Origin of the sequence: Temperatibacter marinus, from assembly GCF_031598375.1 — a bacterium.
GTDB lineage: Bacteria > Pseudomonadota > Alphaproteobacteria > Sphingomonadales > Kordiimonadaceae > Temperatibacter > Temperatibacter marinus.
The window spans coordinates 3,039,337-3,064,692 of sequence record NZ_CP123872.1 but is presented as its reverse complement, the minus strand read 5'-3'; the positions used below and the strand labels follow the sequence as shown (position 1 = coordinate 3,064,692).

Below are 25,356 nucleotides of genomic sequence, written 5' to 3'. Positions count from 1 at the left end.
TTGTTTTTTTGCTCCTGCACTTAACGTTTCATAGGTTGTTTTTGGCCATAAGTAAGACTGCGCCATACCCACTCAAAGGGACCATATCTATATCTTTTGAGCCAGAGAGGGGACCAGATGAGTTGGATCGCCCAGATGACTCCCACAACAGTCATTAAATCCAAACCGTAGAGTTGACCATAAAGTCCATATCCGAAGCCATAAAAGAGAAAGGCGCAAATAATCGACTGACTGAGATAATTTGTGAGGGCCATTTGGCCTGTTGCTGCAAAGGCCTTTTTTATGATGCCATCACGACCAAGACGGCATAGAAAAAGAATTGCGGAAAGATACCCTACAGAGAGGATGAGCCGGGTCGGTTGTTCAAAGACGGCGAATCCAGCAGAAGCTAGGGCGTCATACTCACCAAAACCAGTTCCCCAGATGGCTGACACCTTGACGAACCGCCAAGCAGAGCCAAGCCCGATAAGAATAACCGCTAATGCCGCAAGTTTTTTCTTAGAAAAGCTCCTGCTGAATAAACCTATTCTATAGAGAATAATACCCAGGAACATCATGATGAGGACATCGAAGAAAAAGCCGTAATAAAAATATGTTGTTTCGAATTTTACAGACCAAGACGCATGGGTTGTCCAAGTGCCCCCAAAACCGCTTCTGATCGTATCAATTTGATCTTGCGCTCTTTTTGCCGTGCGTTCAGTATCGGTACGACGATACCATTCCTTTAGTTTGCTTGTTTGTTCAGATGTCAGTTCTTTGCCTTCTTTTTGTAAGGCTCTCGCTTCTTCCCAGCCCGCCTTAGCTTCAGTTCTTCCTAGATAAGAGAGGGATTTGATGCCCATATTGAACACCATGATAAAAAGGATGATACTGACGAGTGTTTTAAGTTTCGCATTCCTAAGTCCGTAAATAATAAAAGTGACGGCAGCATAATGAAAAAGAATATCTCCAAACCACATGAAAACAAAAGCATTCATTAAGCCGAAGACAAAGAGAATGACTGTTCTGCGAAAAAAAATATCAGCCCCTTCAATACCTATTCCTCGTTTGGCCATACGCTCCATAAAGAGAACTGTTCCAACACCAAAAAGCATGGAGAAGATACCGCGCTGCGTCCCATCAAGGAATTGCATCATCGCAATAAAACTCTCACGGTGATAATTTTCAAGGCCCATCATGCCCATATCACGCCACGCGTATATTGGCCATCCGAAGGCCCATATATTACAGGCTAGAATGCCTAATACTGCGACACCCCGTGCGACATCTAGTGATGCGATGCGGTCTTTTTTCTGCGTTGGAATAACACTGTTATCGATTGCTTCAGACTCTGACATGTATTCACCCTCCCAAGTTAGGAGACGCTAACAGGTAATAATCGCAGAAGCAATAACGCTTTAAACGCCTTGATCGTCCTTTGGCATTCTAAGAATGGCTTGGGTATAGCTGTTGATATTCGTCTTATGATAAGGATCATCGTCTTCAATGCTGTTCATAATTCGCTCATGGGCTATATCAAGATTATGATAAGGGATGGTTGGAAATAAATGATGAAGAGCATGATAGCGTAGTCCAATCGGCGCCATAAACAGACCAATAAGAGGGTTTCCTGTATAGTTTAAGCTGTCGATCAGCTGTTCTTCTTCATTCAATTCTCCCAGGTCTTTATTTGCATACCGGTGTGCAGCTAGGGTTCTGAGCGCGTTAATGAAAAGGGCTCCTAGAATGATAGCGATTCCTTTTAATAGATAGGCAATGTCTAGGATGTCTTGGGATATTAAATAGGTGAATAGTATAGCAAAGAAGAGGGCCGACGCTTCCATACGCATCACAACTTTCGCATCTGCTTTTTTAACGCGGCTATACGTGAAGTTGATAATGAGGGCTGTAAGACGTTCATCTAAAAACCGAGAAAGAGGCGGTACCAAAAAACGTACAGGCAAACCAATAAGAAAGCGCATGAAAATAACAAGCGGTGTGATTACCATATGCTCAGCCATAAACCAACAAAGGCGTCCATAGTTTTTACCGCCCAGAGGGAGGTATTCCGGATCTTTAATCGTGCCATATTTTTTAGGAATATGATGGTCCATATGACTTTCGTACATAAAAGTGGGCATTAAAAAGAGACTGCCCAACAAAAGATCCCACACACTAACAAAGGGTGCAAACTCCTTCCTGGGAAGATGCACATTTTCGTGTATAAATAAGAAGCAGCGATAGGCGCAGTACACAGCGAGGATATAACCGCCCCATTGTAGTATAGAGGGTTCAATCATCCAAATGATGGCCCCGACAAGCATCAAAGAGTAGCTGATAAAAAAATCAGTGAAGTAATATTTCAGATTTGGCTTAAACAAGTCTTTGACTTGATCTCTGTATAGTCTCTTGTTCAATTTTCCGACAGTTGTCATGCTTTAAGGCCCTTGCGCTGTTCGCGGTTTATGTACTTGCTCCGTGAAAGATTTGCAAGAGGACATACTCGATTTCACTTATAGATAAAATGACAATGATCAAAATGCATTAAAGCTTAATACTTTTGAATGTGGTGAGGTCGTCTGGCAAAAACTTTGCTAGCGTTTCTCTTTTCCCTTCAAGTCCTGTGGTGAATAAGTCTACTTTCCCACTTCCAGGCTGTCTAAACTTTGAATGTCTTTCTAAATAGTTCGCTAAGCTTTCCGACACAATTGTCGGTTGGCTATAGATTGGAATATCTTCTCCAAGAAAAAGTCGAAAACAATCTTCAACTAAAGGAAAATGTGTGCAGCCAAGAACCACGGCGTCAGGCGTACAGCCAGCCATTTCGCGCATTTCTTCAACATAGCCTCCTATTAACCCTGTTAAAGGTTTGAGACCCGCACCGCCTTCAATAGCATCGACAAGGCCTGGGCAGGCATGTTGAGTAAGGGTGATGTCTGGGGCCCGCTTCATCACTTCGCGGTGATAGCTACCACTTTCAACGGTTTTTTTTGTGGCAAAAAGGCCAATGTGTTTTTTTGGGCCATCCTCTTGCGGTGTTTCATGATGCCAAGGAACGCCTGTGACAGCCTCTACCATTGGCACTAAGACACCCAAAACGCGATTATCAGGATAGTTCAGTGGTAACCAATTTTGCTGGAGCGTGCGCCCCCCAATTGCTGCGGCAGTGTTGCAGGCCAAAATCACAAGATCGCAGCCTTTACCCATGAGAAAATCACACGCTTGAGCCGTATAGTTGACAATGCGTTCATTGCTCCTATGTCCATAGGGTGCGCGCGCGTGATCACCAAGATAGATAAAATCTTGACTTGGGAAGTTTTTTCGAAGCGCATTCAGAATTGTCAATCCACCTGAGCCACTATCAAATACACCAATCATCTGTTTAAGAATCCTATGATTTTTAACGATATGTCATATTGCATATACAAAATGTAAATTATAGCAAAAATGTGATCGAAATCGAGAAATTATATTACAAAAATCGAGGGAATAGTCTTGACTTAATATTAAATCCTATCATTCTTGATGCAATGCACAAAAAGCAGGAGGATTAACTAATGCAAATTTCTGTTGTTTCAGAGGTTCAGGACGGAGAAGGTCGTGTCGCCATCTCACCTGATATGATTAAAAAATATGTAGGGATGGGATTTTCGGTCGCCGTCCAAGCCGGTGCGGGTGCGGGATCTACTTTTTCAGATGAGGTCTTTAAAGAGGCTGGCGCTTCCATCAGCGATACTAGAGAAAGTTTGCTCAGCAACGGTGACCTTATTCTGTCTGTTCAGTCGCTGCCTAAAGAAGACTTAGGTCATGTTAAAAGGGGTGCTGCAGCTCTTTCCATCTTAAATCCTTTTGGGGATCCTGAGGGTATTAAGGCCTATGCCGAAGCCGGTATAATGGGCTTTGCAATGGAATTTATGCCGCGTATCTCTAGGGCGCAGTCAATGGACGTCTTATCCAGTCAATCAAACCTGGCAGGGTATAAAGCAGTTCTGGAAGCGACACATTATTTTGGCCGCGCCATGCCAATGATGATGACCGCAGCAGGGACAGTAGCCCCAGCTCGTGTTTTTGTGATGGGTGCAGGCGTGGCTGGCTTGCAGGCGATTGCGACCGCAAAACGCCTCGGGGCTATTGTGAGTGCAACAGATGTCCGAGCAGCAACCAAAGAACAGGTTGAAAGTTTAGGCGGTACCTTTGTCATGGTTGAAAGTGATGAAGAAGACGGCGAAACAGCTGCGGGTTATGCAAAAGAAATGAGCGAGGACTATAAGGTTAAGCAAGCGGCTCTTGTGGCGGATCATATTGCTAAACAAGACATTGTGATTACCACGGCCCTTATTCCAGGGCGGCCTGCTCCAAAGCTCGTGAGCGATAAGATGCTCCAATCGATGAAACCTGGATCTGTTATTGTTGATATGGCAGTTGAGACAGGCGGTAATGTAGAAGGCGCTCAATATGGTGAGGTGGTCGACCTCTACGGTGTTACTGTTGTCGGCTTAAAGAATTTGCCGTCTCGGTTGGCGGCCGATGCCTCTTCCTTATACGCAAAAAATTTATATAACTTTTTGTCTCCTTTCGCCGATGGAGAAGGGACCTTAACTTTTGACTTTGAAGATGAGCTCGTGAGCGGCACCTGTGTAACAAAAGATGGTGCCATTGTTCACGAGCGTTTAAGAGAGGAGGGTAACTAAGATGGAAGTCGTAAGCCCATTTATCCAACAGTTCAGCATTTTTGTTATGGCGATTTTCGTCGGCTACTATGTTGTCTGGTCTGTGACCCCAGCGCTTCATACGCCTTTGATGTCGGTAACGAACGCAATTTCATCTGTGATTATCGTCGGGGCACTTATTGCGGCAGGCGCTGAAGGCAGCCCGATCGCACAGGCGCTTGGCGGCGTTGCTGTGGGGCTAGCTTGTGTCAATATTTTCGGTGGCTTTGCTGTCACCAGTCGCATGCTCGCTATGTATAAGAAAAAAGATAAGAAATAGGAGGAAAGAATGATGAGTTTTAATGCAGATCAAACAGCCCTTTTATATCTTGTTGCGGGTGTTTTGTTTATTATGTCCCTGCGTGGCCTTTCATCGCCAGAGACATCTCGTAAGGGTAACTTATACGGCATGATCGGTATGACGATTGCTGTACTTGTGACTTTGATGAATTTGGAAAATATTCAATGGCCCTGGATCCTCGGCGGCCTTGTTGTCGGGGGCGGAGTTGGTCTTGTCATCGCGCGACGCATTCCAATGACGGATATGCCCCAATTAGTCGCTGCTTTTCACTCCCTTGTGGGGTTGGCAGCTGTATTTGTTGCTGCAGCTGCTGCAATCAATCCAACAGCCTTTGGTATTGTGGATGCTTCAGGGGCGATTTATACAGCTAGTAAACTTGAGATGAGTTTGGGAATCGCCATTGGTGCGATCACCTTTAGTGGGTCCGTGATAGCTTTTCTAAAATTGAATGGCAATATGTCTGGCGCCCCTATTATGCTGCCGGCACGTCATTTGATTAATTTACTTATTGCGGTCTTGATCGTCGTTTCTGTCGTACTTTACATGATGAATAGTTCAGTTGATCTATTCGGTGTCATGCTCGCGCCCAATGACTTCTTGTGGATTGCCACGGGGTTGTCTTTTTTAATCGGCTTCCTGCTGATCATTCCTATTGGTGGTGCAGATATGCCTGTTGTTGTATCCATGCTGAATTCATATTCTGGTTGGGCCGCGGCAGGGATTGGCTTTACCCTTTCAAACTCTGCTCTGATTGTTACCGGAGCCCTTGTGGGGTCTTCAGGCGCTATTCTCTCTTATATCATGTGTAAGGCTATGAATCGTGGATTTATCAGTGTGATCCTAGGAGGGTTCGGCGGCGAAGATGCCGCTGCAGCTTCAGGGGAAGTTGAGACTCGCCCTGTCAAACAAGGTTCTGCTGATGATGCCAGTTTTATTATGAAGAATGCATCAAAAGTGATCATTGTCCCGGGGTATGGTATGGCCGTGGCACAAGCCCAGCATGTCTTAAAGGAAATGGGTGATATGCTCAAGGCAGAAGGGGTCGAAGTGAAATATGCTATTCACCCAGTTGCAGGGCGTATGCCTGGTCATATGAATGTTCTCTTAGCTGAAGCTAATGTTCCTTACGATGAAGTGGCTGAGCTTGAGGATATCAATAGTGAGTTTGCGCAGGCAGATGTTGCTTTTGTCATTGGTGCAAATGATGTGACCAATCCTGCCGCTAAAACGGATACCGCAAGTCCCATATACGGCATGCCGGTTTTGGATGTTGAAAAAGCATCTACTGTTCTTTTCATTAAGCGGGGAATGGCTGCGGGATATGCGGGCATTCAAAACGAACTTTTCTTCCGAGATAACACAATGATGCTCTTTGGAGATGCGAAGAAAATGGTCGAGGATATCGTGAAGACTCTTTAAAGAGCATTTCATGATGACCGGCAGGAGAAAAAGCTTGTTCCTTGGTGAACTGCCGCTTATCCTTCTGATAATGAGACAAAAGCAAAACGCTACAGAATCGTTCTGTAGCGTTTTGCTATGAAGATCTTTCGAGGAGGAGGGAATGCTCTATGGCTGGTAAAATTGGCAAGCTTTCACTGGGTTTAATTATCATTCTTGGGGTGATCTGGGTCGCGATAGGGCCCGACTGGCGCGCCTTTGTTGCTAATCCTCCATTGAATAAAGACGTTTTATTTTGGACTGAGAAGCAGCGCGATATTGGGTTTCGAATGATCGACCGTATTGACTTTATTGTTAAATCGAGAGTGATCAAAGCTGGTACGAAGACGATGGCATTGAATGCAGGGAAGCCTCTTCCTAGTGGGTTAGATGTAGAGGCCTATATGAAGGCCAATTCAGTCTCAGGCCTCGTTGTACTGCAGGACGGTCAACTGAGGCTTGAAAAATATGGTCTAGATTTTTCAAGCGACGGGCGCTGGACAAGCTTTTCTGTGGCAAAGTCATTGACGTCAACTCTAGTTGGAGCCGCAATCAAGGATGGATATATCAAAAGTCTTGATGCCAATGTTGCAGACTATATTGAAGGTTTGAAGGGCTCTGCCTATGACGGGGTGACTATAGAACAGCTTCTAACCATGTCATCAGGGGTCGCTTGGAATGAAGATTACAGCGATCCAAAATCGGATGTGGCTCAGTACGGCTTGCACGTGCCCGACGATGGATTTAACCCCATTGTGAGCTATATGCGGAAATTACCCCGCGCTCACCCTGCTGGAGACGTGTGGAATTATTCCTCGGGCGAAACCAATATGATTGGTATTCTTGTGACAGAAGCAACAGGTAAAATTCTATCTGACTATGCCTCCGAAAAAATATGGGCTGTTTACGGTATGGAAGCGGACGCCACATGGCTGTTGGACGGCGAAGGCGAGGAAATAAGCGGATGCTGTATTCAGGCCTCGACAAGGGATTTTGCACGCCTAGGGCAGTTTATTATGGACGGTGCCAAGGTTGAGGGGCAGTCTATTGTACCAGAGGATTGGATGAGTCTTGCGACACAGAGACATTTTGATCTCAATGGGAGATCCTATGGCTATGGCTATCAGTGGTGGATCTATGAGAATGGTGCTTTTGGTGCGCGGGGAATATTTGGTCAAAGTATCTATATAGATCCGAAGCGTAATTTGGTCATTGCCACAAATAGTAACTGGGATGATGCCAGAGGCAGTTCCAAAGGTCAAAATGCTCGCCGTGATGCCTTCCATCAGTCGGTTGTTGATTTGATCGACGCTGAGTCTCATAAGGAATCTTCTGATTAGCTATCCTTGTAAAGCAATCTTAAATAACGAAGTCACACCCTTAAGTGTGGCTTTTTGTTATTTTGGTTAAAATACACCCATTAAGCTTTAAAATATATCGTCATAGTAGTATGGTTAATTTTTATTAACTAAAAGGATATGAAGATGGCTCGATACTATGTGAACAAAAACAGTCAAGCAAACGGGGACCACGAAGTCCACAAAACAGGCTGCAATTTTATGCCTATGGCAGAAAATAGGATTTATTTAGGTGATTATTCTTCCTGTTCGCCAGCCGTTAGAGAAGCGAAAAAGACATACAGTAGGTCAAATGGTTGCTATTTTTGCAGTAATGCCTGTCATACGAGTTAAAGAGCTGTAGAAGAAGCTATGATAATTCGATCCAAATTGGTGTATGGTCTGAGGCCTTTTCTTTGCCCCGCGGTATGCGATCAACCTGACAGTCTTTTAATCGATCTGCTGCTTGTGCGGAAAGAAGAAGATGGTCAATTCTGATGCCATTATCCTTTGGCCATGCACCTCGTTGGTAATCCCAATATGTATAGGCCGGCCCTTCAGCTTTTATCTGGCGCAAGGCGTCCATATATCCCAGATTGAGTAGTGAGCGAAAGCGAGCCCTGCTTTCAGGTTGGGTAAGGGCATCATCGACCCAGCCAGCGGGATTATAGCAATCAATATCATGTGGAATGATGTTGTAATCCCCTGCCAATACAACAGGCATCTCTGTTCTTAATAAACCACGCGCATGGTCGATCAATTTATCCATCCATTCCAGCTTGTAGGTGAACTTTGGCCCGGGCTGAGGATTTCCGTTTGGTAAGTATATCGTTGAAATGCGGACACCCTGTATTGTGGCTTCAAGGTAGCGTGCTTGTTCAATAGTGGGCTCGCCGTCTTTTTCAGGCCCCCAAGTCATGCCGGGCAAGCCTTTAAGAATGTTTTCCATAGGATACTTTGATAGAAGAGCAACCCCGTTAAAGGCTTTCATACCGTTTGTTTCCACGATATAGCCTAAGGCTTCAATTTCCGAACGCGGAAAATTCTCACAAATACTCTTGATTTCTTGAAGGCAGACAACATCTGGGGAAAATTCTTCCAACCATTCTAAGAGGCGGGGTAGGCGAGCTTTGATTCCATTGATATTAAATGTCGCAATCTTCATAAGAGCCCCCATTGTTGATCGTAGCTATAAAGTGGAAAGTGATAGGTTTTAGCCTTAAATGGCAAAAGACGAGCCGCATCCACAATTGCTTTGGGCATTCGGGTTGGTGACTTGAAAGCTGCTGCCGACCAGGTCAGTGACATAATCAACCTCTGAACCTGTTACGTATAGCAGGCTCATACTGTCAACCAGCATCGTGACACCGTTTCGTTCTACAATAATATCGTCGTCCTCGCCCTTTTCAGTGAGGTCAAATCCATATTGGAATCCACTACATCCACCGCCTGAGACTGTCAGTCTAAGTTTCAGGTTTGGATTGCCTTGCATCTCTATGAGCTGACCCACGCGAGATGCTGCTGTTTCACTTAACGTTACCGGGACAGGGGCAGCTGAATTTTCTTGCGTCTTCATTTGTTACTCTCTCTCTAGAGACAAAAAATTGAGTTCTAACGAGCTTTCGAGAACTCTTCTGTCATATATTAGCTATTAAATAGTCGTCCCGAGGGGAAAGGTCAATCCATAGAGGCTTAAAATCAAGAATAATCTGTCTCAACATCCTGAGAGGTCTGTAAGCTAAAAGCATAGATATAGGTAGTTGGAAGATCTGTAGGCTCATGATTAGTGTCGGTACTAAAAGGCAAACATAAGACAGAATAAGAGATTTCTAAGAAGGAATCAGGTTGAATTGTTTCTTCCAGAAATTCTGGTACATGCAAAACGGATGTACGATCGATCAATCCTTGCAGATGATGTTTAATAGCGTCATCCCTTATGGAACCTATATCTTTCTCTCCATCGGGGAGATGAAAGAGATCAGAGACACTACTGCCCATCAATTTGCAATTGACGGAATTTTTATGAGCTGAGCGCTCAAAGACTGCGAGTCTGGTCATGTTTCGGGCAAATTTTTGAGGCCTGAAATGTCTGGAATTAGGGTAGCGGGAGTCGCCTTTAATGTCAGTCCAATGCTTATAGACATCCATCAGAAAGGAATCTCCGATATCTATATTTTTATTCATGTCAGTGTCTTTTTTCATAAGCATGATTTTATAATACTTAAAAAAGTGTTAACTTCAAAATAAGAAATTAACCTTTTATTAATAAAGTTCAGGAAACTGCATTTTGGAAAGTTTATGAATGCGTTTGAAAGGGGTTGCGTCTGCAAGCGCTGAGAGATAAGCTAATTTTTCGGGCTGGGGATTCCAGAGAAATAAAAATTTGATTTTACAGCGTAAGCTGAATGCGGAGTAATCTATGACTGATGAGAAGGTCGATTTTAATGAGATTTCTTACGAAGATATATTAGCGCCATATGCCTGCACAGGCGCGCATAGTCGCGGTAGACTTAAGGCAGAGCCTGAAGTTGCATCGCGGAGTTGCTACCAGAGAGATCGTGATCGGATCATTCATTCCAGTGCCTTTCGCCGCTTGAAACATAAAACTCAAGTCTTTGTTTACCATGAAGGGGATCATTTTAGAACACGCCTGACTCATTCGTTAGAGGTCGCTCAAATTAGCCGGTCTATCTGTCGCTCATTACACTTGAATGAAGATTTAGGAGAGGCGTTAGCATTGGCCCATGACTTGGGGCATCCTCCTTTTGGTCATGCAGGCGAAGCTGTTATTAATGACTGCATGAAGAATTATGGTGGATTTGATCATAATGCACAGGCGATTCGTCTGGTGACACGTCTTGAGCAACGCTATGCGGCATTTGAAGGGTTAAACCTGACATGGGAAACTTTAGAGGGGATGGCCAAGCATAACGGCCCTCTGATCGACGGCCCTATGAAGGGGACGAAGGAAATTTCTGATTTGCCTTTCGGGGTAAGCGATTACGTACAAGAGCATGATTTGTTGTTGCATACCTATCCGGCAGCAGAAGCGCAAATCGCTGCCCTTGCTGATGATATTGCCTATTCAAGTCATGATTTGGATGATGGTTTACGGGCGGATCTATTTGACGTGGACGAGCTTAAATCTATTCCTATTGTTGCTCAACTTATCGATGAAGTGCGCTGGACCTATAAAGAGGCCTCAAAAACCGTCTTTATTCACGAGCTTGTACGCCGATTAATTAATCGATTGGTGAATGACTTGATGATTGAAACGCGTCGTCGCCTTGGTGAATTGAATCCACAAAGACCTGATGATATCCGTTTTGCTGGGAAGCCAATCGTTGCCTTTTCACCGGAAATGCAGAAAGCCGTTGTCTCCCTGAAAAAATTCTTAAAAAATAGAATGTATAACCATTACTTAGTCAATAGGATGGCCAGTAAGGCAAAAAGGGTTGTGAGTGACCTATTTGAGCTGTATATCAGCGAGCCAGAGTGTTTGCCTACGGAATGGTCAGATCGCGCAACCCGTCCTAATACAGCGGAAACTGCCCGTGTTGTTGCTGATTTCATTGCGGGGATGACGGATCGTTATGCTTTCCGTGAGCATGCTAAGTTGTTTGATTTATCAAGGGTAACCTTATAGTCGGCTGTTTAATGGCTTGACTATGAGCCTTGATGTACAGAGTTAACAGAAGAAGAAAAAATGAATATTTATACCAACATTCGCGAACAGTTGAATGCTGTGCTTGCTGATCTTGGCGCCGAGGGAGCGCTGCCCGCTGATCTGGATACAAAAAATGTAGCCATTGAGCCCCCTCGTGACAGTAGTCACGGTGATATTGCACTCAATGCGGCTTTAGTTTTGTCAAAACAGGCACGCATGAAGCCACGTGATATTGCAGGGTTGCTCGCTGAGAAACTAGAAGCTTTGGCCTTTGTTTCTGCTGTTGATGTCGCCGGCCCTGGGTTCATTAATATGACTTTGTCGCCTTCATATTGGCAGGCAATTGTTCGTCACGTGATTGCAGATGGCACATCCTTTGGAGATAGCGAAACTGGAGCAGGTGAAAAAGTTAATGTCGAATATGTGTCGGCCAACCCAACAGGGCCCATGCATGTGGGTCATGTAAGAGGCGCTGTTTTTGGTGATGCACTTGCCAATTTGCTCACTAAGGCTGGATTTGACGTTAGTAAAGAATACTATATTAACGATGCTGGTAATCAGATTGATATTCTTGCTGAATCTGTCTATTTGAGATACCGAGAAGCCCACGGGGAAGTCATTGAAATACCAGAGGGGTTATATCCTGGCGCTTACCTAAAAGAAGCTGCTCAAACATTAATGGAACGCCACGGCGATCGGTTCATGAAGGCTTCAAAAGAAGAATGGCTGCCTGTGATGCGGCTTGAGGGCACAGAGCTGATGATGGATTTAATTCGATCAGACCTAGCGGCCCTCGGTGTTGAGCATGATGTTTTTTTTAGTGAAAAAACTTTGCATTCGAGTGGTCGGATAGCAGATGCAATTGCTGTTCTGCGTGAGCGTGGTTATATTTATGAAGGGGTTCTTGAGCCCCCAAAAGGGAAAAAACCGGAAGACTGGGAAGCAAGAGAGCAAACACTTTTTAAAGCTGAGCAGTTTGGGGATGATGTTGACCGCCCTATCCAAAAGTCAAATGGAGACTATACCTATTTCGCAGCGGATATCGCTTATCACTACGATAAATATATTCGTGGCTTTAAGAAGATGATCAATGTCTGGGGCGCGGATCACGGCGGGTACATTAAGCGAATGGAAGCAGCGATCAATGCCATGGCCGATGATGGCTCTCTTGATGTCCGCCTTTGCCAATTGGTGAAATTGTTTCGGGACGGTGAGCCAGTTAAAATGTCCAAACGTGCTGGAACATTCATAACCCTGCGTGAAGTTGTTGATGAAGTTGGAAAAGATGTAACGCGCTTCATTATGCTGACGCGTAAAAATGATGCGCCGCTAGATTTTGATTATGCTAAAGTCCTAGAGCAATCAAAAGACAATCCTGTTTTTTATGTTCAATATGCTCACGCAAGAGTGAATTCGTTGCAGAAGAAAGCCGTTGCGTCGCATGGTGATCTTGATTTGGCGGGTGCTGATGTGGGCTCTCTGACGCATGAGGCTGAAATCGGCTTGATGAAACAAATGGCTGCCTGGCCGAGAATGGTTGAAAGCGCCGCTACGGCTCATGAGCCCCATAGAATTGCTTTTTATCTCTATGATCTAGCATCTAGCTTTCATAGTTACTATAATCTTGGGAATAGTAACCCTGAACTGCGGTTGGTCCTGGAGGCAGATAAAGAGAAAACGCTGTCTAGAATGGCTTTAGCGCGGTCTGTTGCGACTGTTATAGCGAGTGGCCTTTATGTATTAGGGGTGACACCTGTAGAGGAAATGTGATGACTGAAGAAGACAATAAAGCTGACTTAGATCCACGTGATACACCGCCCTGGCTGATGCCTGTCTCTGAAGAAGACGCAGGGGCAGGAAATCAAGGTATTGCATCTTATACAAAGTGGATTGCTCTGGGTGCTACAGCATTTGTTGTTCTATCAGTTTTTGGTCTCGTATATCTCTATAATAGTTATGTGGGCAGTGATGGCCCTGTGAAGCATGTTAAAGCAGACCCTGGGCCTGTAAAAGAGCGCCCTTTGGATGCCGGCGGTAAAAATATACCGGATCAGGACAAAAAGGTTTTTGATAAAATGCAGGGCCGCGATGAGCAATCAGCCGTGGTGGATATTAGTAAACAGCCTGAAGAGCCGGTTAAAGAAATGCCGAAAAATCAAGTTGAGGAAACTCCTGTTGATAATCGTTCTAGCGTAGAAAAGAAACCTGAAGATAATTCCAAAGAAAGAGCTAAGACAGAAACCCCAGCTCCAAAGCCTGTTAGTCAAAAACCAGCGAAACCGACAGTAAGTAAGGCCTCTCAACCAAAGGCTACCCCAGGTAAGGCGGTCGCAGGCTATGATTTTTATCGGGTCCAATTAGGGTCTTTTTTAACGGAAAATACAGCAAAATCTGCATGGCGATCCGTACGACGAGATCATAGTCAGCAGACAGGTGATATGAAAGATTATATTACAACGGCTGTAGTCGGGGGAACAACTTACTATCGATTAACGGTTGGACCACTTGATAACCGGATGGCCGCAGATAATTTATGTTTATATTTCAAAACACGCGGACAGCCATGCTTTGTGGTGTCACCATCTAAAAAATAAAAGCGATTACAAGAGGGATAGGGATTAATATGGCGCTTTCGCCGGTGATTTTTGGATTTGAAGGACTTGTCTTGACCGCTGAAGAGCGCGCTCTTTTTGCTGACCTTCGTCCAGCAGGGTTCATTCTATTTGCCCGGAATGTAGAGACGCCAACCCAAGTTCAAGCCCTAACGGACAGTTTACGTGAGTGTGTAGGGTATGAACCTCTTATCTTGATTGATCAGGAAGGCGGGCGTGTTCAGCGCCTCAGACCACCTCATTGGCGTCAATATATCCCTATGGATAGTTTTGATAAACTCTTGGATCAAAACGCAGGAAAGGCCAGTCGACTGTTGCGACTGCATTCAAGAATGCTTGCCAGTGATTTGAGAGCTTTGGGCATCAATGTGAATTGTTTACCCCTCTTGGATGTTCCTGTTAAAGGGGGCGATGCAATAATTGGGGATAGGGCTCTTGCGACCGACCCAGATCTTGTCGGGGCTCTGGGACGGATTGTTATCGATAGTCATATGGAAACAGGGGTTTTACCTGTCATCAAGCATATCCCAGGACACGGCAGGGCTACAGTGGATAGTCATAAAGGGTTACCTGTAGTTGATACAAAATTGAAAAAGCTCAAGGAAACCGACTTTAAGCCGTTTAAACTCTTGTCTGATGCACCGCTTGCTATGACAGCACATATTACATACAGCGATGTTGATTCTGAAAATCCAGCAACCTTTTCTAGTATTGTTGTGGGCCGTGTCATTCGAATGCTGATTGGCTATTCAGGACTTCTTATGAGTGATGATATTGGGATGCATGCCCTAAGTGGCAGCATGAAGTCTCGCGCAGAGAAAAGCTTGAAGGCTGGGTGTGACCTTGTGCTTCACTGCGGTGGAGATTTCAAAGAAATGGCAGAAATCAGTCCTGTCATTGATGATCATCGCAGCGATCAACTCGAAGCAAAGGTAACTCATATTTTGAAAGCGGTTCTTGAACCGCAAACCTATGATAGAGCTGCATTGGAAGATGAATATGATCTGCTGCTCAATTCTTTTCAATTGAAGGATGATTAATCGATGGATGCTTCAGTCGCAACCATGATCAATATGATCACGACAATGGCTTTACCGTTTTTATTCGCCATTACAGTGCCCGTGATCGTTCAGGCCTATGTCGCAGATCGTATGGGTGATGTAACCCCGCGATTAGAGGGGCGCTTGAGCGCTGACCCCCTGAGGCACGTTGATCCTTTTGGAACTGTCCTCATGCCATTGCTTTCAGTTGTGATGCAATTTCCTATTCTTTTAGGCTGGCCTAAAGCGTTGAACGTTAACCCAGGGAATTTCCGACACCCTCAAGCTATGAAAATCTATGCGTTATGTGGATTTTTAGCACTTCTCATGCTGGCTCTTATTATGGGAATCCTTTTGAAATGGACATTGCCTATGACTGGAGGGCAGGGATGGCTCTTTGAAAATCTAAAAAATGGTATGTTGATTTGTTGTGTTTTTGCGGTTTTAAAAATGTTGCCAATTCCGCCAAATGATGGGGCTTTATTCATTGCACAATTTTTACCTCCGAAACACGCAGAAAGTTATTTTTCTGTGGCACCCTATGGGTTCTTTATTTTCCTTGCAGTCATTTTATTTTTTAAGGAAATCATCTTTGTGCCTGCCATTAGTATCTATATTGCACTCTTGACACTGCTAGGGGCATAAATGACCGAAACAGAGCTTCATATCCCTATTGAGACCAAGACTTCAGACCTTGACGCAGACAAATTGGTCCTTCAAATGGAAGCCTTTGAAGGACCTCTTGATGTTTTACTTACTCTAGCCCGTGCACAGAAAGTGGACCTTCTCGAAATTTCTATTCTGGAGCTTGTTGAGCAATATTTAGCCTTTGTTCAAGCAGCGAAACGAATTAAACTGGAACTGGCGGCAGATTATTTAGTGATGGCAGCATGGCTTGCCTATCTTAAGTCTCGACTGCTTCTCCCTAAGGAAGAAATTGGGGACGAACCTAGTGCAGAAGAAATGGCTTTAAGACTTCAGCTTCGACTGCAGCGTTTAGAAGCCATGCGCGAGAGTGGCGCCCGGTTGATGGGGCGAGACCTTCAAGGACGGGACACTTTTGTGCGGGGCATGCCAGAAGGCTTGAAGACGACAAAGCGGGGGCAATTTGATCTCACACTCTATGAGTTATTGAAACATTACGGAGAAACCCGTCAACGCACGTCTATCTCTGAGATCAAGATAGAACAAAGGCCAGTCTATCCACTTGAAGAAGCGCTAGAACGGCTCAGTGAATTGGTTGGTGAAACATTTAGCTGGACTCAACTCGCTCATTTCTTGCCTGCAGGTCTCAGTGATAAACGTGTGCGTCGGTCGGCTTTGGCCAGTATGTTTGCTGCAACCTTAGAGCTTGCAAAATTAGGCAAGGCAGAAATTCAACAGGCTGAAACTTTTGGTCCCTTGTATTTAAGGCAAAAATCTGCTGAAACTACAGACTGATGTGAATAAGAAGATTAAGTAAGAATGACAGAAGAGCCAGAAATAATTGAAAGCTTACCGCTTAAAAGCGATGAAGAGATGGCAACCGAAACGCATATTGCACATAAGCGAATGGTCGAGGCCGTTCTATTTGCCAGTGAAAAAGCATTGTCCATTGATGACATTGCAGAGCGCTTGCCCTTCGGGGCTGAAGTGGCTGTTCATCTTGAGGCTTTGATGGAAGAGTATGACACACGGGGAGTAACCTTAGTCTGTGTAGCGAATAAATATATGTTTAGGACCTCAAGTGATTTATCATTTCTCTTGAGAAGGGAAGTTGATGAACCTCGAAAACTCTCTCGTGCTGCGGTAGAGACTTTAGCGATTATCGCATATCATCAACCTGTTACTCGTTCAGAGATTGAAGAAATTCGCGGCGTCTCTATATCTAAAGGGACACTTGATGTCTTAATGGAAGCCACCTGGATCCGTCCAATGGGGCGCAAAAGAACACCAGGTAGACCTGTGACTTATGGTACGAGTGAAGATTTTTTGGTCCATTTTGGACTTGAAAATATTAAAGACTTACCTGGACTACAAGAATTGAAAGCCGCAGGCCTATTGGATAGTGTAGACGAAGCGCTTGACAAAATTGGTGGTAGAGCACAGAACACAATTGAAGATGATGATCTTCAGATTGATTTGGAAGATGCTATCGCCCAAGTGGATAAAGTTTCTCAGAGCAATGTGACTGAGAGTGAACTAGAAGATGAGCATCAGCCTGAATTGCTGATTGAAGAAGAATAAAGAAAAGGACACGACTATGCTTGGGACATGGCAAATCGTTATTATTGCAGTATTAGTCATTTTATTATTTGGCCGCGGTAAAATTGCAGGACTTATGGGTGAAGTAGCCCGAGGGATCACTAGCTTTCGCAAGGGGATGAAAGAAGGGTCTGAGACTGTGAATGAAACTCCAAAGCAAGTTGATGATCAATCTGACGCTCCTGTTGTAGAAACAACTGCGAAAGAGAAGGAAAAGTCTGAGTAAAGACTTTTGCCCTTCTACCCTTTTTGGGTAAGGCTTCTTGATGTTTGATATCGGTACAATTGAAATGGTAATTCTTGCAATCGTGGCCCTCTTGGTCGTCGGTCCAAAAGATTTGCCTAAGTTGATGCGTTCAGTCTCTCAGTTTATTGGGAAAATTCGTGGTCTGGCAGGCGAGTTTAAGTCAACAATGAATGAATTAGCAGATGAAGTTGATCGTGAAACTGATCCGTTTCGCGAAGAGCGGGATGCTGAGGGTATTACGCCTAATATGAGTCCAGAAGATATTACGGCCCACATCATGGGGAATAAAGAGACAGCTGATGAAGCGGCAGATCAGTTTGCTGCTGGTGAGAGTCAGCCTGACTTGTCCTCTGAAATTGATGAGACTGTAAGTAAGGAAGATACAAAAGGATCGGGCAATGACTGATTCTGACAAACAGCCAGACCTGATTGATAACTCAGATCAGTTTGATGATGAACTTGCAGAGAGTAAAGCGCCTATTCTAGACCATCTCGTTGAACTTAGAAAACGCCTGCTCTGGGTGATTGTTGGTTTCGTTTTAATGTTCATCGTCGGTGTTTATTTCTATGAGCATATTTTTGCTTTCCTAGCCGACCCTTATTTTTCAAAAATGAGAGAACTTGGCAAAGATAATGCGCGGATGATCTTTACAGCCCCTCAGGAAGCTTTCCTGACCCAAGTAAAGCTTGGCATGTATGCTGCGTTTATTCTTTCCTTTCCTTTCATGCTAATCCAGGTATGGAAGTTTATTGCGCCTGGCTTATACAGTCATGAAAAGCGTGCTTTTCTTCCTTTCTTGTTGGTGACACCGCTTTTATTTTTTGGCGGTGCAGCGCTCGCTTATTATTATGTGATGCCATTCGCCTGGGAATTTTTGCTCAGTTACGACACTGGTGGGTCCATTGACGGAATTAGCATTGAGATTGAAGCCAAGATCAGTGAATATTTGTCCATTGCAATGAAATTAATTTTTGCGTTTGGGTTTGCTTTTCTCCTTCCCGTTCTCTTGACGTTGATGGGAAGAGTAGGGATAGTTACAGCCAAGGGACTCCGGGAAAAGCGCCGCTATACAATTGTTGGTATCTTTGCGATGGCTGCTTTTTTGACGCCGCCAGATCCTGCCAGCCAAATAGGGCTTGGCATCCCGCTTCTTATTTTATATGAGCTATCCATCTTATTGATAGCCATGAGCGAAAAGAAACGTGCAGCTGCACTAGATGAAGAGTTATAAAATGTTTGATATTAAATTTATTCGCGAAAACCCAGAAGCTTTCGATGCTGCTCTCGCCCGCCGTGGCGTAGAGGCACATGCAGCTCAACTTATTGAAATTGATGAAAAAAAACGCGCCCTTATGACAGAGAGTCAAGAAGGACAAGCGCGCAGGAATGCTGCATCCAAAGAAATTGGTATGGCAATGGGGCAAGGCGATAAAGAGAAGGCCGAAGCCCTAAAAGCGGAAGTAGGTAGTTTAAAGACTCGTATCGCTGAAATTGGAGAAGAAGAAATTGCTCTGACAAATCAGTTAAATACATTTCTGATGAGCTTGCCGAATATGGTTTACGATGATGTTCCAGATGGTGCCGATGAGGAAGATAACAAGGAAGTCCGAACATGGGGCACACCGAAAGAATTTTCATATACCCCTAAAGAACACCATGACTTAGGTGAAGCGCTCGGGGGAATGGATTTTGAACGAGCAGCAAAGATTTCTGGCGCTCGGTTTGTTATTCTTTCAGGTCAAATCGCCCGCCTAGAACGTGCTTTAGCGCAGTTTATGCTTGATTTACATACCACTGAACATGGCATGACAGAAGTGATTACACCGGCCATGGTAAAAGCTCCGGCGCTTCTTGGTACAGGTCAGTTGCCAAAATTTGAAGAAGACCTGTATAAAACAGGAGATCACTATCTTATCCCAACATCAGAGGTTACGGTTACAAATATTTATGCAGGTGAAATACTACCTGCCGAAGCCCTGCCAAAACGGTTTGCCTGTTATAGCCAATGCTTCCGCAGCGAAGCAGGGTCTGCAGGTCGGGATACAACGGGTATGATTCGTCAACACCAGTTTGAAAAGGTTGAGATGGTCTCTGTGGTGGATGCAGATCAATCTGACGCTGAACTTGAGCGGATGACTGAATGTGCAGAGGAAGTCCTGAAACGCCTCGACCTGCCTTTCCGAACAGTGAAACTCTGTACAGGTGATATTGGGTTTGGTGCTCGCCGGACATATGACATTGAGGTTTGGTTGCCCGGGCAAGCTAGATTCCGTGAGATTTCTTCTTGTTCGACCTGTGGTGACTTTCAAGCGCGTCGTATGAAAATGAGAACCAGAGATGCTGGTGAAAAGCAGACTCGCTTTGTCCATACTTTAAATGGGTCTGGCCTTGCTGTAGGCAGAACGCTGATTGCTGTAATGGAGAATTATCAACAAGAAGACGGAACTATAATTGTTCCTGAGGCGTTAAAACCTTATATGGGTGGAATTGAGATCATTGGAGGGTAATGCTCCAAAAGAATAGGGTAAGATAAGCTGTTCTTGGCATGATAAATCACTGAGAACGGCTTATTAGTTAAAGGATAAAAGTGATGATTTCATGTGAGAGAATTTTAGTATCAAATGACGATGGTATTTCAGCAGAGGGCATGGCTCTTCTGGTGGAAGTAGCTCATGAGCTCTCAGATGATGTCTGGATTGTTGCCCCTGATGGAGAACAGTCTGGGGCCTCACACTCCCTTACACTTTCACGCCCCCTCCGTTTAAGAAAACACGGCGACAAAAAGTTCAGTGTGTCTGGTACGCCCACTGATTGTGTAATGATGGCTCTTAATCATGTGATGAAAGATCAGCGTCCTACCCTGGTTTTGTCTGGGGTTAATCGCGGTGCAAATATGGCAGAAGACATAACATATTCTGGGACCTGTTCTGTCGCTATGGAAGGCACTTTAGCGGGCATTCCTTCAATTGCTCTCTCCCAGCAGCTCAGCCCAGAGCGCGATCATCGCTGGGAGCCTACAAAGGAATATTGCCTTAAGGTAATCAAACGGTTGCTTCCCCTAGACTGGGATAAAGGGACCTTCTATAACGTGAATTTCCCGCCTTGTCGGGCTACCGAGGTCAAAGGCATGCGCCTTGTTGCCCATGGTCATCGAGAAGCCACAGAAATAAAAATCCATAAAGCCAAAGATCCACGCGGTTTCAGTTATTATTGGCTTGGACTTGGGGGGCGTGATCTTGAATATAATGGAGATTCTGATCTTGGAACAGTCACAGATAATTATATTGCGATCACTCCTGTTCATTTAGAGCTCACTGAATATGAAGCTTTGAAACGTCAAAAAGCCTCTGTGGATCAAGATTTCTAGCTGTAAACTATCTTTCCTTGTCAATTTTCTTGACCGGCGAATCTTCCTCAGGTTATGATTCCTCGAGTTCATGGAGTGTGGGTGTCGTGAATCGACTTGTTGGGAATTTATTATTTTGTTTTCTTTTAGGGGTGATGCTCTCTGCATGCACGTCACAGTCGAGCTATGAAAATCCAGCACGTATTAAGCCTGTGTTTGAACTACGAAACACGCCATTTCCCGTACCTAAACCTAAAATGCGGCCCGAGTGGAAAGCAAAGAAGTTGCGGGAAGCACGCTATCCGCAGCGATACCCTTCCAAAGTGGCTCAAAGAAAAAAGCCAGCATATATTGCGCGGGCCACTCAGCAAAGTGTCACAGTCAAGAAAGGTGATACACTTTATGGCCTATCACGCCGACATACTGTCAATATTCGTGATTTAGCGCGCGTGAATAAAATTCAACCGCCGTATGCACTGGCATTAGGTCAAAAAATAAAATTACCGTCTCCAGCCACCCATCGTGTGAAGCGAGGGGATACAAGTTATTCTATCGCACAAGCCTATGGTATTCGTTTGAGTGATCTTATAAGGTTAAATCGAATTCGCCCGCCTTACTCGCTTGCTGTGGGACAGTCTTTAAAGCTGCCAGGGGGAGCGAAAATCACTCAAAGAGCCCCATCATCAGCAGCTCCCAAGCAAAGTTATCAACGCCAAACAGCGATCGCGAAAAAGAAAGTTGCTAAAACTGGAAATTTAGTGCCGCCTCCAAAAACAGGGAAGTATTTTTCCTGGCCTGTAAAAGGGACGATTATTTCGAGATTTGGTCCAAAGAAGGGCGGCATCCATAATGATGGGATTAATATGGTCGCCAGTAAAGGGACAGCCATTCGGGTGGCTGAAACAGGCGTGGTTGCCTATGCATCAGATGCTCTGCCTGGCTATGGCAATTTAATATTAGTAAAGCATAGTGGAAATTGGGTGACAGCCTATGCCCATACTGAGGGAATGAAAGTAACGCCGGGTCAAGTGGTGAAAAAAGGGCAAGTCATTGCCCGGGTTGGAGATAGTGGGGGAGTTCAAAGACCACAGCTCCATTTTGAAATTCGACGGGGCCGCAAAGCCTTAAATCCCCTCTTGTATCTTGAACGGCCTCAGACTGCAGCAGGGCCATAAGAACAGGCTTTTAGGGTAATATTTTCTCAGCCCCCTTGTTTCAATCAAATAATTACCCAAATCATAGAGAATGACATGGCTATTCTGTTGCAATTACAGAGGATCACAGTATAGTCATCGCGATTTTAAAATTAACCAAACACAGGGATTATGCTTATGTTTTCTTCACCGGCTTTTGCACAAGTTGCAGGTTCTGCAGCGCCAGGCGGTAGTATCATGGATATGTTGTTGCCACTCGCTTTTATGTTCTTGATCATGTATTTCCTTTTGATCCGTCCGCAGAATAAGCGCATGAAGCAACACCGCGAGATGGTTGCTAATGTAAAAAGAGGTGACACGGTTGTTACGTCTGGCGGTCTCGTCGGGAAAGTTAAGAAGGTCAAAGACGACGAAGAGATCGAAGTGGAAATCTCTAAAGATGTTGTTGTAAAAGTCGTGAAATCTACGCTTGCCGACGTTCGTACTAAAGGCGAACCAGAGAAAAGCGAATAATCGCGCTTGAAAAGATTAAATACCGATCTCCGTGATAGAGGTCGGTAGTTAAATATTTAGGGTTGCATATGCCCTCTCGAAGGATTTGATAATGTTAGAGTTCTCACGTTTCAAAATATTTATGATTTTGGCTGTTGTGGTGTTTGGGCTGGCAACAGCACTGCCCAATTTCTTGAGTGAAAATCAGCGCGCCAGTCTGCCTGATTTCATGCCGAAAGATTCGTTGGCTTTGGGGCTTGATCTTCAAGGGGGTGTTTATCTCTTGATGGAAGTTGATAAAACGGATGTGGTTGAAATGAGAATGCAGGCCATGTTTGGCAATGCAAAACGCCTAAGAAGTGATAGAAGCTCAATCGATGAAGAATTTGCATCAGCCATCGCTGCCGAGAGAAACAGTAGCCGTGTTGAGACAGATATTCGCAATAGCCGTTTTATCAAATCAGTGCGTAAGGTTCGCGAAACCCTTGTCATAGAAGTCCGCGATGTGAAAGACGAGACATTGCAAGAACAGTATATGTCTCAGGCAAAACGTATATTTCGGCCGCTCGTGCAATCTGGAAATATTGATGGCTTAGGCAATCAAATTGAAGAAGTTGATGTTGTTGAAGAGGGAAGGCGTTTGAGCTATAGCCTCACTGAAGTCGGTGTCAAGCTTCAACAACAAGATGCAGTCAGTCGCACAATTAACGTGATGCGGAAAAGAATTGATCCAACAGGCACGAAAGAAATTACACTCGCTCCTCAAGGCGACAACCGAATAGTCCTTCAGGTGCCAGGGGAAAATGATGTTGAGCGTCTCAAACGCGTAATCTTAAAAGCTGCAAAACTCACGTTCCATGCTGTGGCTGAAAATGTCTCACAAGTTGATATTCAGGCTGGCCGCATTCCAGCGGGTGTTATGGTTGTCCCGATGCGTGAAGGTGGAGCGATAGCCGTTTACACAGACACAATTGTCTCTGGAACTGATCTTGAGAGTGCGAAAGCAGACTTTGATGAATATGGCCGCCCAGCTGTTGGATTTAGTTTTAATGGAGCAGGCGCTCGCGCATTTGGCAGTCACACACAATCAAATATCGGAAAGTTATTCGCCATAAAACTTGACGATGAAATTATTTCTGCTCCGCGTATTCAGACTGCTATTCTTGGCGGGTCTGGTAGGATTACAGGTGTTGGAACCGTAGAAGAAAGTCAGGACCTAGCAACACTCTTAAACGCAGGCTCTCTGCCAGTGGATATCACCATTGCTATGGCAAACGTTGTCTCAGCCAGCCTTGGTGAAGACTCTGTTCAGGCTGGTAAATTTGCCGCTGTAGCAGGATTTGTCGGAGTGATTGTCTTTATGCTGATTTCTTACGGTCGTTTTGGCTTGGCCGCAAATGTTGGACTGATAATTAATCTGATATTAATTGCAGGGGCCTTAAGCCTTTTCCAAGCAACACTCACTCTTCCAGGGATTGCAGGAATTGTATTAACCATTGGTATGGCAGTCGATGCTAATGTTCTTATTTTTGAACGGATAAGAGAAGAGCAGAAAACTGGCAAAAAACCGTATACAGCGATGGAAAGTGGCTATGGTCAAGCACTCTCAACAATTATGGATGCAAACATAACAACATTTATTGCTGCAGCTATTCTTTATGTTCTTGGCACAGGGCCTGTTCAAGGGTTCGCGGTCACTTTATCAATTGGGATCCTAACCTCGATATTTACCGCTGTTGTCCTAACAAGATTAATCTTAGCAAGCTGGCTCAAACGGACCCAGCCAACTCAATTACCACTTTAAGGCAGGAGAAGAGAGAATGTTTTTCAAATATCTCATGAATACAGACATCAAATTTCTTGCAAAGCGTAAAATTGCAATGGTGGTGTCAATTTTGATGATTATCGCTTCAATAGGTTTGTTTGCAGGGAACGGCCTAAACTACGGCATTGACTTTAAGGGGGGGATCTCTATTGAGGTTGGAACTGAAGATCAGGTCCCTATGGCTCAGATCCGCTCTACTATCGGGGCAATGAATTTAGGGGATGTCTCAGTTCAAGGCTTTGGAAGCGAAGGCACAGAAGCCATCATACGTATTGAAAGCCAGCCAGGCGGTGATTCTGCACAAACAAGAACCATTGAAAATGTAAAATTGAAGCTTGCAGAAGCAATTCCGGGAATTTCTATTCGACAGGAAAATGTTATTGGGCCCAATGTCTCTGGAGAATTGAAACAGGATGGAGCTATCGCTGTCACAGTCGCTGTCTTTATGGTGTTACTATATATATGGCTTAGATTTGAATGGCAGTTTGGTCTGGGGGCTGTTGTAGCGCTTGTACACGATGTGATTTTGACCATTGGGTTCTTTTCGATCACGGGTTTAGAGTTCAACCTTTCTATTATTGCTGCGATCTTAACGATCGTTGGATATTCTTTGAACGATACTGTGGTTGTTTATGACCGGGTAAGAGAAAATATCAGACGTTATAGAAAGAAATCACTCGAAGAAATTTTGGACCTTTCTCTGAATCAAACGCTGATCCGGACCATTATGACCTCGGTTACAACGCTTCTTGCATTATTTGCACTCTTCTTCTTAGGAGGACCAGCAATTCAAGGGTTTACAGCAGCAATGATATGGGGTGTTGTGATTGGTACATACAGTTCTGTCTTTATAGCAAGTCCAGTGTTAATGATGTTCAATCTAGACATGAATGCAATGATTATGGATGATGAGGATGATCCGACAGTGGATAAATCTTCAAATAATCCATTCGAAAACGTATAGA

27 protein-coding genes are annotated in these 25,356 nt (G+C 44.5%); 21 read left to right on the top strand and 6 right to left on the bottom strand.

What is annotated here, in order from left to right:
- Positions 1 to 20: 20 nt before the first annotated feature.
- From QGN29_RS13905 to murI, 3 genes are all read right to left on the bottom strand, one after another.
- Positions 21 to 1,337: a DUF418 domain-containing protein gene (locus QGN29_RS13905; protein ID WP_310798478.1), complete on the bottom strand. Its 1,317-nt coding sequence runs from the start codon at positions 1,335 to 1,337 to the stop codon at positions 21 to 23.
- 60 nt (positions 1,338 to 1,397) lie between these two features.
- Positions 1,398 to 2,414 carry a fatty acid desaturase family protein gene (locus QGN29_RS13900; protein ID WP_310798477.1) on the bottom strand — a complete coding sequence of 339 codons (1,017 nt, stop codon included), beginning with the start codon at positions 2,412 to 2,414 and terminating at the stop codon, positions 1,398 to 1,400.
- A 109-nt stretch (positions 2,415 to 2,523) separates the two neighbouring features.
- On the bottom strand, positions 2,524 to 3,357 hold the full coding sequence (gene murI, locus QGN29_RS13895; RefSeq protein ID WP_310798476.1) for a glutamate racemase: 834 nt from the start codon (positions 3,355 to 3,357) through the stop codon (positions 2,524 to 2,526).
- Between the two features lie 179 nt (positions 3,358 to 3,536).
- Here murI and QGN29_RS13890 point away from each other — a divergent pair, with 179 nt between their 5' ends.
- From QGN29_RS13890 to QGN29_RS14510, 5 genes are all read left to right on the top strand, one after another.
- Positions 3,537 to 4,670 carry a Re/Si-specific NAD(P)(+) transhydrogenase subunit alpha gene (locus QGN29_RS13890; protein ID WP_310798475.1) on the top strand — a complete coding sequence of 378 codons (1,134 nt, stop codon included), beginning with the start codon at positions 3,537 to 3,539 and terminating at the stop codon, positions 4,668 to 4,670.
- Between the two features lies 1 nt (position 4,671).
- A complete protein-coding gene (locus QGN29_RS13885; RefSeq protein ID WP_310798474.1) occupies positions 4,672 to 4,968 on the top strand; it encodes an NAD(P) transhydrogenase subunit alpha part 2 in 297 nt (98 codons plus the stop codon).
- Between the two features lie 9 nt (positions 4,969 to 4,977).
- The gene (locus QGN29_RS13880) at positions 4,978 to 6,408 is read left to right on the top strand and encodes an NAD(P)(+) transhydrogenase (Re/Si-specific) subunit beta (RefSeq protein WP_310798473.1); all 1,431 of its coding nucleotides are present in this window, start codon (positions 4,978 to 4,980) and stop codon (positions 6,406 to 6,408) included.
- A 149-nt stretch (positions 6,409 to 6,557) separates the two neighbouring features.
- Entirely contained in the window at positions 6,558 to 7,766 is a 1,209-nt protein-coding gene (locus QGN29_RS13875) for a serine hydrolase domain-containing protein (protein WP_310798472.1), read from the top strand.
- A 144-nt stretch (positions 7,767 to 7,910) separates the two neighbouring features.
- Positions 7,911 to 8,117, top strand: a complete 207-nt coding sequence (locus QGN29_RS14510; protein WP_375164611.1) for a hypothetical protein — start codon at positions 7,911 to 7,913, stop codon at positions 8,115 to 8,117.
- A 16-nt stretch (positions 8,118 to 8,133) separates the two neighbouring features.
- Here QGN29_RS14510 and QGN29_RS13870 read toward each other — a convergent pair whose 3' ends face one another.
- The 3 genes from QGN29_RS13870 to QGN29_RS13860 all read right to left on the bottom strand — a co-directional run bounded on the left by QGN29_RS13870 (position 8,134) and on the right by QGN29_RS13860 (position 9,947).
- Complete coding sequence (locus QGN29_RS13870) at positions 8,134 to 8,928, bottom strand: exodeoxyribonuclease III (RefSeq protein WP_310798471.1); 795 nt, start codon at positions 8,926 to 8,928, stop codon at positions 8,134 to 8,136.
- A gap of 54 nt (positions 8,929 to 8,982) precedes the next feature.
- Positions 8,983 to 9,339, bottom strand: coding sequence for an iron-sulfur cluster insertion protein ErpA (gene erpA, locus QGN29_RS13865; protein WP_310798470.1), 357 nt, complete (start codon positions 9,337 to 9,339; stop codon positions 8,983 to 8,985).
- Positions 9,340 to 9,461: 122 nt separating this feature from the next.
- A complete protein-coding gene (locus QGN29_RS13860) occupies positions 9,462 to 9,947 on the bottom strand; it encodes a hypothetical protein (protein ID WP_310798469.1) in 486 nt (161 codons plus the stop codon).
- A gap of 235 nt (positions 9,948 to 10,182) precedes the next feature.
- On the opposite strand from QGN29_RS13860, the gene QGN29_RS13855 reads away from it, so the two are divergent.
- The 16 genes from QGN29_RS13855 (at position 10,183) to secF (ending at position 25,355) form a co-directional block, all read left to right on the top strand.
- Positions 10,183 to 11,409 carry a deoxyguanosinetriphosphate triphosphohydrolase gene (locus QGN29_RS13855; RefSeq protein WP_310798468.1) on the top strand — a complete coding sequence of 409 codons (1,227 nt, stop codon included), beginning with the start codon at positions 10,183 to 10,185 and terminating at the stop codon, positions 11,407 to 11,409.
- Positions 11,410 to 11,469: 60 nt separating this feature from the next.
- The gene (gene argS, locus QGN29_RS13850; RefSeq protein ID WP_310798467.1) at positions 11,470 to 13,200 is read left to right on the top strand and encodes an arginine--tRNA ligase; all 1,731 of its coding nucleotides are present in this window, start codon (positions 11,470 to 11,472) and stop codon (positions 13,198 to 13,200) included.
- Positions 13,200 to 14,024, top strand: a complete 825-nt coding sequence (locus QGN29_RS13845) for an SPOR domain-containing protein (RefSeq protein ID WP_310798466.1) — start codon at positions 13,200 to 13,202, stop codon at positions 14,022 to 14,024. The genes argS and QGN29_RS13845 overlap by 1 nt, the downstream gene beginning before the upstream one ends.
- Before the next feature lie 29 nt (positions 14,025 to 14,053).
- Positions 14,054 to 15,082: a beta-N-acetylhexosaminidase gene (nagZ, locus tag QGN29_RS13840; protein ID WP_310798465.1), complete on the top strand. Its 1,029-nt coding sequence runs from the start codon at positions 14,054 to 14,056 to the stop codon at positions 15,080 to 15,082.
- Positions 15,083 to 15,085: 3 nt separating this feature from the next.
- Positions 15,086 to 15,727: a site-2 protease family protein gene (locus tag QGN29_RS13835; RefSeq protein WP_310798464.1), complete on the top strand. Its 642-nt coding sequence runs from the start codon at positions 15,086 to 15,088 to the stop codon at positions 15,725 to 15,727.
- The gene (locus tag QGN29_RS13830; RefSeq protein ID WP_310798463.1) at positions 15,728 to 16,522 is read left to right on the top strand and encodes a segregation and condensation protein A; all 795 of its coding nucleotides are present in this window, start codon (positions 15,728 to 15,730) and stop codon (positions 16,520 to 16,522) included.
- A 78-nt stretch (positions 16,523 to 16,600) separates the two neighbouring features.
- A complete protein-coding gene (gene scpB / locus QGN29_RS13825; RefSeq protein WP_375164717.1) occupies positions 16,601 to 17,308 on the top strand; it encodes an SMC-Scp complex subunit ScpB in 708 nt (235 codons plus the stop codon).
- Between the two features lie 16 nt (positions 17,309 to 17,324).
- Positions 17,325 to 17,552 (top strand): twin-arginine translocase TatA/TatE family subunit, encoded by a 228-nt coding sequence (locus tag QGN29_RS13820; RefSeq protein ID WP_310798461.1) that lies wholly within the window; start codon positions 17,325 to 17,327, stop codon positions 17,550 to 17,552.
- Between the two features lie 40 nt (positions 17,553 to 17,592).
- The gene (tatB, locus tag QGN29_RS13815) at positions 17,593 to 17,979 is read left to right on the top strand and encodes a Sec-independent protein translocase protein TatB (protein ID WP_310798460.1); all 387 of its coding nucleotides are present in this window, start codon (positions 17,593 to 17,595) and stop codon (positions 17,977 to 17,979) included.
- On the top strand, positions 17,972 to 18,805 hold the full coding sequence (gene tatC, locus QGN29_RS13810) for a twin-arginine translocase subunit TatC (protein ID WP_310798459.1): 834 nt from the start codon (positions 17,972 to 17,974) through the stop codon (positions 18,803 to 18,805). The genes tatB and tatC overlap by 8 nt, the downstream gene beginning before the upstream one ends.
- A gap of 1 nt (position 18,806) precedes the next feature.
- Positions 18,807 to 20,081, top strand: a complete 1,275-nt coding sequence (gene serS, locus QGN29_RS13805; RefSeq protein WP_310798458.1) for a serine--tRNA ligase — start codon at positions 18,807 to 18,809, stop codon at positions 20,079 to 20,081.
- Positions 20,082 to 20,164: 83 nt separating this feature from the next.
- The gene (gene surE, locus QGN29_RS13800; protein ID WP_310798457.1) at positions 20,165 to 20,941 is read left to right on the top strand and encodes a 5'/3'-nucleotidase SurE; all 777 of its coding nucleotides are present in this window, start codon (positions 20,165 to 20,167) and stop codon (positions 20,939 to 20,941) included.
- Positions 20,942 to 21,027: 86 nt separating this feature from the next.
- The gene (locus tag QGN29_RS13795) at positions 21,028 to 22,095 is read left to right on the top strand and encodes a LysM peptidoglycan-binding domain-containing protein (protein ID WP_310798456.1); all 1,068 of its coding nucleotides are present in this window, start codon (positions 21,028 to 21,030) and stop codon (positions 22,093 to 22,095) included.
- A 156-nt stretch (positions 22,096 to 22,251) separates the two neighbouring features.
- The gene (gene yajC / locus QGN29_RS13790; RefSeq protein WP_310798455.1) at positions 22,252 to 22,587 is read left to right on the top strand and encodes a preprotein translocase subunit YajC; all 336 of its coding nucleotides are present in this window, start codon (positions 22,252 to 22,254) and stop codon (positions 22,585 to 22,587) included.
- A 91-nt stretch (positions 22,588 to 22,678) separates the two neighbouring features.
- On the top strand, positions 22,679 to 24,370 hold the full coding sequence (gene secD, locus QGN29_RS13785) for a protein translocase subunit SecD (RefSeq protein ID WP_310798454.1): 1,692 nt from the start codon (positions 22,679 to 22,681) through the stop codon (positions 24,368 to 24,370).
- Positions 24,371 to 24,386: 16 nt separating this feature from the next.
- Positions 24,387 to 25,355 carry a protein translocase subunit SecF gene (secF, locus tag QGN29_RS13780; protein ID WP_310798453.1) on the top strand — a complete coding sequence of 323 codons (969 nt, stop codon included), beginning with the start codon at positions 24,387 to 24,389 and terminating at the stop codon, positions 25,353 to 25,355.
- Position 25,356 lies beyond the last annotated feature (1 nt).

Excerpts from the sequence above, each read along its gene's own strand:
- QGN29_RS13905 (WP_310798478.1), bottom strand. The coding sequence starts at position 1,337 with ATGTCAGAGTCTGAAGCAATCGATAACAGTGTTATTCCAACGCAGAAA.
- QGN29_RS13900 (WP_310798477.1), bottom strand. The coding sequence starts at position 2,414 with ATGACAACTGTCGGAAAATTGAACAAGAGACTATACAGAGATCAAGTC.
- murI (WP_310798476.1), bottom strand. The coding sequence starts at position 3,357 with ATGATTGGTGTATTTGATAGTGGCTCAGGTGGATTGACAATTCTGAAT.
- QGN29_RS13890 (WP_310798475.1), top strand. The coding sequence starts at position 3,537 with ATGCAAATTTCTGTTGTTTCAGAGGTTCAGGACGGAGAAGGTCGTGTC.
- QGN29_RS13885 (WP_310798474.1), top strand. The coding sequence starts at position 4,672 with ATGGAAGTCGTAAGCCCATTTATCCAACAGTTCAGCATTTTTGTTATG.
- QGN29_RS13880 (WP_310798473.1), top strand. The coding sequence starts at position 4,978 with ATGATGAGTTTTAATGCAGATCAAACAGCCCTTTTATATCTTGTTGCG.
- QGN29_RS13875 (WP_310798472.1), top strand. The coding sequence starts at position 6,558 with ATGGCTGGTAAAATTGGCAAGCTTTCACTGGGTTTAATTATCATTCTT.
- QGN29_RS14510 (WP_375164611.1), top strand. The coding sequence starts at position 7,911 with ATGGCTCGATACTATGTGAACAAAAACAGTCAAGCAAACGGGGACCAC.
- QGN29_RS13870 (WP_310798471.1), bottom strand. The coding sequence starts at position 8,928 with ATGAAGATTGCGACATTTAATATCAATGGAATCAAAGCTCGCCTACCC.
- erpA (WP_310798470.1), bottom strand. The coding sequence starts at position 9,339 with ATGAAGACGCAAGAAAATTCAGCTGCCCCTGTCCCGGTAACGTTAAGT.
- QGN29_RS13860 (WP_310798469.1), bottom strand. The coding sequence starts at position 9,947 with ATGAATAAAAATATAGATATCGGAGATTCCTTTCTGATGGATGTCTAT.
- QGN29_RS13855 (WP_310798468.1), top strand. The coding sequence starts at position 10,183 with ATGACTGATGAGAAGGTCGATTTTAATGAGATTTCTTACGAAGATATA.
- argS (WP_310798467.1), top strand. The coding sequence starts at position 11,470 with ATGAATATTTATACCAACATTCGCGAACAGTTGAATGCTGTGCTTGCT.
- QGN29_RS13845 (WP_310798466.1), top strand. The coding sequence starts at position 13,200 with ATGACTGAAGAAGACAATAAAGCTGACTTAGATCCACGTGATACACCG.
- nagZ (WP_310798465.1), top strand. The coding sequence starts at position 14,054 with ATGGCGCTTTCGCCGGTGATTTTTGGATTTGAAGGACTTGTCTTGACC.
- QGN29_RS13835 (WP_310798464.1), top strand. The coding sequence starts at position 15,086 with ATGGATGCTTCAGTCGCAACCATGATCAATATGATCACGACAATGGCT.
- QGN29_RS13830 (WP_310798463.1), top strand. The coding sequence starts at position 15,728 with ATGACCGAAACAGAGCTTCATATCCCTATTGAGACCAAGACTTCAGAC.
- scpB (WP_375164717.1), top strand. The coding sequence starts at position 16,601 with ATGGCAACCGAAACGCATATTGCACATAAGCGAATGGTCGAGGCCGTT.
- QGN29_RS13820 (WP_310798461.1), top strand. The coding sequence starts at position 17,325 with ATGCTTGGGACATGGCAAATCGTTATTATTGCAGTATTAGTCATTTTA.
- tatB (WP_310798460.1), top strand. The coding sequence starts at position 17,593 with ATGTTTGATATCGGTACAATTGAAATGGTAATTCTTGCAATCGTGGCC.
- tatC (WP_310798459.1), top strand. The coding sequence starts at position 17,972 with ATGACTGATTCTGACAAACAGCCAGACCTGATTGATAACTCAGATCAG.
- serS (WP_310798458.1), top strand. The coding sequence starts at position 18,807 with ATGTTTGATATTAAATTTATTCGCGAAAACCCAGAAGCTTTCGATGCT.
- surE (WP_310798457.1), top strand. The coding sequence starts at position 20,165 with ATGATTTCATGTGAGAGAATTTTAGTATCAAATGACGATGGTATTTCA.
- yajC (WP_310798455.1), top strand. The coding sequence starts at position 22,252 with ATGTTTTCTTCACCGGCTTTTGCACAAGTTGCAGGTTCTGCAGCGCCA.
- secD (WP_310798454.1), top strand. The coding sequence starts at position 22,679 with ATGTTAGAGTTCTCACGTTTCAAAATATTTATGATTTTGGCTGTTGTG.
- secF (WP_310798453.1), top strand. The coding sequence starts at position 24,387 with ATGTTTTTCAAATATCTCATGAATACAGACATCAAATTTCTTGCAAAG.